Origin of the sequence: Streptomyces sp. MnatMP-M17 (genome assembly GCF_900091995.1) — a bacterium.
In the GTDB taxonomy this organism is placed as follows: Bacteria; Actinomycetota; Actinomycetes; order Streptomycetales; family Streptomycetaceae; genus Streptomyces.
This window is the reverse complement of sequence record NZ_FMDK01000489.1, coordinates 1-4,451: the sequence shown is the minus strand read 5'-3', so window position 1 is coordinate 4,451 and position 4,451 is coordinate 1. Positions and strand designations below refer to the sequence as shown.

At 70.9% G+C, this 4,451-nt stretch carries 3 protein-coding genes and 1 pseudogene; 3 read left to right on the top strand and 1 reads right to left on the bottom strand.

Translation table 11 applies throughout. The features are described from left to right. Positions 1–279: 279 nt before the first annotated feature. The 3 genes from GA0115259_RS21765 to GA0115259_RS21755 all read left to right on the top strand — a co-directional run bounded on the left by GA0115259_RS21765 (position 280) and on the right by GA0115259_RS21755 (position 3,776). Positions 280–2,217: an NAD-binding protein gene (locus GA0115259_RS21765; RefSeq protein ID WP_093599810.1), complete on the top strand. Its 1,938-nt coding sequence runs from the start codon at positions 280–282 to the stop codon at positions 2,215–2,217. 65 nt (positions 2,218–2,282) lie between these two features. Further along, complete coding sequence (locus GA0115259_RS21760; RefSeq protein ID WP_093599807.1) at positions 2,283–2,483, top strand: hypothetical protein; 201 nt, start codon at positions 2,283–2,285, stop codon at positions 2,481–2,483. 255 nt (positions 2,484–2,738) lie between these two features. After that, entirely contained in the window at positions 2,739–3,776 is a 1,038-nt protein-coding gene (locus GA0115259_RS21755; RefSeq protein ID WP_093599804.1) for a phosphatidylinositol-specific phospholipase C domain-containing protein, read from the top strand. An 85-nt stretch (positions 3,777–3,861) separates the two neighbouring features. On the opposite strand, the pseudogene GA0115259_RS21750 reads toward GA0115259_RS21755, so the two are convergent. Continuing rightward, positions 3,862–4,451, bottom strand: a pseudogene (locus tag GA0115259_RS21750) (ATP-dependent DNA ligase); the annotation flags it as partial.

The following is a 4,451-nucleotide window of genomic DNA, read 5'->3' as shown; positions in this document are numbered from 1 at the left end:
CGGCGCGGTGCGGCTGCGCCTGCGGCGCGGGGGCCGGTGGTGGTGCGGGTGTCGGGGCCTCTTCCCGCCCGATACCGGGCCGCATACCCAGCCCGTCCGGCGTTTGAGGACGGAACGGCCAACCACGGTCCCGGGTTCCTGCTCGGAAGGGGCCAGCTCCTCGCCGTACTCCGGCCGCGGGCCGGAAATCCAGCCCGTCCGGCGATTGAGGACGACACCCAGCACAATGTAGTCGTGTCACTTCCTCAGCAGGTGCAACTCGGTTCCCCGGCGGGCCATATGGTCGTCTGCGGCGACGACACCTTGGCCCAGCGGCTCGCCGGGGAATTGCGGGATGTCTATGGCGAGCAGGTCACGCTGGTCGTACCTCCCGTGCGTGCTCACCTTCCCGCCGCGCCGCTTGTGGCGCGTGGGCGGGCGTCCGCCTTCATCGGGAGGATGTCGGCGGCGGTGGGCCGTACGGCTGCAACTCCGGCCGGGCCGGCCGACGGTGGGGCCGGGCGGGCCGAAGGGGCGCGTGTTGTCGAGGCGTTGGACCTTGACGAGGAGGTCCTCGTGGACGCGGGCGTACGGGAGGCGGCGGCGCTCGCGCTGGTGCATGGGGACGACGAGATCAATATCCGGGCCGCGCTCGCCGCCCGTCGGCTCAATCCTCAACTGCGGCTCGTCATCCGGCTCTACAACCGCAAGCTCGGCCAGCATCTGGAGGCGCTGCTCGACCAGGCCGCTGCCGTCGCCGTACCCGGTCTGGACACGGCCGCCCTCGACGCGTCCACCACGGTCCTCTCGGACGCGGACACCGCGGCGCCCGCGCTGGCCGCCACCGCCGTCGCGGGTACCAGCAAGGTCGTCAGGGCCGACGGTCTGATGCTCAGGGCCGTGGAGCGCACTCCGCCGGGCCCCGGCGAGGTGGCCGACCCGGGGCTGTGCACCCTCGCCCTGCTCTCCGCCACCACCAACGACCCGGCGGGCGCCGAAGGTTCGGACAACAGCGGTCAGGAAGGCCCGCGGCTGCTGCCTGACGACGCCAGTGCCGCCGCCGCCACCGGCCGGGGCACGGTGGTCCTGGAGGCCGTGTCCCATGTGGGCCCGGATCTGCCGGCGCGTCGGCTGGCCGGCCGTGGCGCGCCGCTGGGCTCGCTGTTCTCCCGGCGGGTGCGCTGGTCCTTCGCCGGGATCGTGATGGCCGTACTCGCCCTGGCCGTGACCTCCTGGATCCTCACCGGTGTCCATCCGCTGCGCGCGACCTATCTGACGCTGCTCGATCTCTTCGCCATAGGAGATCCGGCAGTTGGTGAGCCGGCGGCCCGGCAGATACTCCAACTCCTCTCCGGAGCCACGGGACTTCTGCTGCTGCCCGTGGTGATTGCGGCGGTGCTGGAAGCCCTGGGAACGTTCCGTACGGCGTCCGCGCTGCGCCGTCCGCCGCGCGGTATCTCCGGCCATGTGGTGCTGCTCGGGCTGGGCAAGATCGGCAGCCGGGTGCTGGTGCGGCTGCGTGAGCTGGGCATCCCGGTCGTCTGTGTGGAGGAGGACCCGGACGCGCGAGGTATCGCGCTCGCCCGCAGTCTGCGGGTGCCGGTCGTCCTCGGTGATGTGACCCAGGAAGGCGTGCTGGAGACGGCCAAGATCCAGCGGGCGCACGCGCTGCTCGCGCTGACCAGCGCCGACACCACCAATCTCGAAGCCGCGCTGTACGCGCGCTCCGTCGCGCCCGGTCTGCGGGTGGCGCTGCGGGTGTACGACGACGACTTCGCGACCGCCGTCTACCGCACCCTGCGCGCGGCCCACCCGGGCGCCCTCACCCGCAGCCGCAGCGTCTCCACCCTGGCGGCTCCCGCCTTCGCCATCGCCATGATGGGCCGTCAGATCCTGGGCGCCATCCCGGTGGAGCGCAAGGTGCTGCTCGTCGCGGCGATCGATGTGGCGGGCCATCCACGGCTCGAAGGACGGACGGTCGAGGAGGTGTTCCGGCCCGGTGCCTGGCGGATCATCGCGCTGGACACCGCGGAGCCGGGAGACCGGGTGCCCGATCTGGCGGACACCCGTCTCGACCGCGAGGAGCACCGGCCGCAGGGACTCGTCTGGGATCTGCATCCAGGCTATGTGCTGCATCCACGGGACCGCGTGGTACTGGCGGCCACCCGGCGCGGCCTCGCGGAGCTGCTCGGCCGCCGGCCCGCCGACCGGGCCGACCGGGCCCCGGATCCTCGTTAGCCGGGGATGCGGGCCGGGCGGGCGGGCACGAGAATGGCCACACACCGGATGAATGAGGAGGCGGCATGAACGCAGAGTCCGCTGCGCAGCCGGAGGAGCACGAGGGCATCACCCCGGACCGGCTGCTGCACACCGCCGGTGCCGAGGTGACGGCGGAAGATCTGGCCCTGGCCTCGGGCCGCGATCTCACCCCGGAGAACATCGAGTGGGCCAGGCGCCGACTGGCCGAGCGTGGCCGCGCGGCCATCGAGGAGCAGCTCCCGTAATCCCTCGGTCACTGTCCGCAGTCGTAGGTCGTCGTAACCGCCACTCCTGAGGGGACCGCTCGACGCCGTCCCACCGGTTCATCTTGGCGCGCTCTCGCCGCACATTCGCGGCGAGGGCGCGCTTCCGTCTGCGCCGCTCGGCCCCTCCTGGCCTGCGCAACCGTAAGCTCGCGTCCTCCCACTGGTCACTGAATTCCCCTACGCTCCCTCTCGGTTGACATGCCCAAGACATGCTCAGCGGGAGGAACAAGGGATATGGCAAAGCTCTTTCGTACCGCGGTCGCGGCCGGTGCCGTGGCCGTGCTCGCTTTCGTCACCACCCCGGCCCATGCCGCCGACCCCGGCCAGCTTCCGTACCCCTCCACCACCGGGGTCGGGGTCCACAACTCTTATGAGAAGGCCACCTTCCCCTACTTCGCGGACGCCCTGGACTCCGGCGCCGGAATGCTCGAACTCGACCTGTGGACCAATGTGTTCGGCGCCTCCTGGCGTGTCTCGCACAGCAACCCGCTGGGCAATGACAACAACTGTGTGAACGCCACCAACGTCGGCGAGCTGCGCAACAAGGCCCAGAACCGCGATCTGGCCGGCTGCCTGTCCGACATCAAGGTCTGGCACGACGCCAACCCGGGCCACCGGCCCATCGTCCTCAAGCTCGAACTGAAGGACGGCTTCCAGGGCAACGCCGGCCGTGGTCCCGCCGCCCTCGACGCCCTGCTCACCGGCAAGCTCGGTGACGCGCTCTACCGTCCCGCGGATCTGGTGGGCGGTCACAGCGACCTCGACCAGGCGGCCCAGGCCGGCGCCTGGCCCACGCGTGCGCAGATGGCCGGCAAGTTCATCGTCGAACTGATCCCGGGCACGGTCGAGGAGCAGAATCCTTTCGACACCCTGTGGACCGACCGTGAGTACGCCACCTATCTGCGTGATCTCAAGGCGGCGGGACGGCTCCGCGAGGCGGCGGCCTTCCCGGCTGTCCACAACGCCGCGACCGGCGATCCGCGCACCCGGTACACGGACGCCTCGATCAGGCCCTGGTTCGTCTTCTTCGACGGGGACGCCTCCGCCTTCAGCGGTCTCGACACCTCCTGGTACGCGCAGCGGAACTACTTCGTGCTGATGACGGACGCGCACAATGTGGCGCCCGCCATCGACGGCACCAACCCCACCGAGCAGCAGGCCCGCGACCGGCTGGCCCTGCTGGCCCAGCGCAACGCGAGTCTGATCTCCTCCGACTGGCACGGGCTGAAGCCGGTGCTCTCCTCCGTCGTGGCGCGCGGCGCGGCCCAGTAGTCCCTTCGTTCTCTTCTGTTCCTTTGTTCCTTCTCCCACCGACCTCCACCGCACAACCCGTCCCCATGTCCCACGGCCGGGGCGCTCAGCCCCGCTCACGCTGTTCGGCGTCCCGGCCGTGGGCCGCCAGCACCGTCCCCACGGTGTCCGCCTCCTCCGCCGCCTTGTCCTCCCGGTAGCGGACCACGCGGGCGAAACGCAGTGTCACTCCCGCCGGATAGCGGGACGACCGCTGGAGCCCGTCGTACGCGATCTCGACCACCAGCTCCGGTCGTACGGTCACGGTGAAGCCGTCGTCCCGTACCGCCAGCTCCCCGAGGCGCTCGGTCTGCCATTCCAGCATCGCGTCCGTCAGTCCCTTGAAGGTCTTGCCGAGCATCGCGAACGAGCCGTCCTCGCGCCGTGCGCCGAGATGCAGATTGGAGAGTCTGCCGGTGCGCCGGCCATGTCCCCACTCGGCGGCCAGCACCACCAGATCCAGGGTGTGCACCGGCTTCACCTTCAGCCAGCCCGCGCCGCGGCGGCCCGCGCTGTACGGAGTGTCGAGCGCCTTGACCACCACGCCCTCGTGTCCCCGGGCCAGAGTCTCCCGCAGAAATTCCTCACCGGCCGTGCCGTCGGACGACGGAGAGACGACGATCCGCCGTACCCGCATCGGCTCGGGCACCAGCCGCG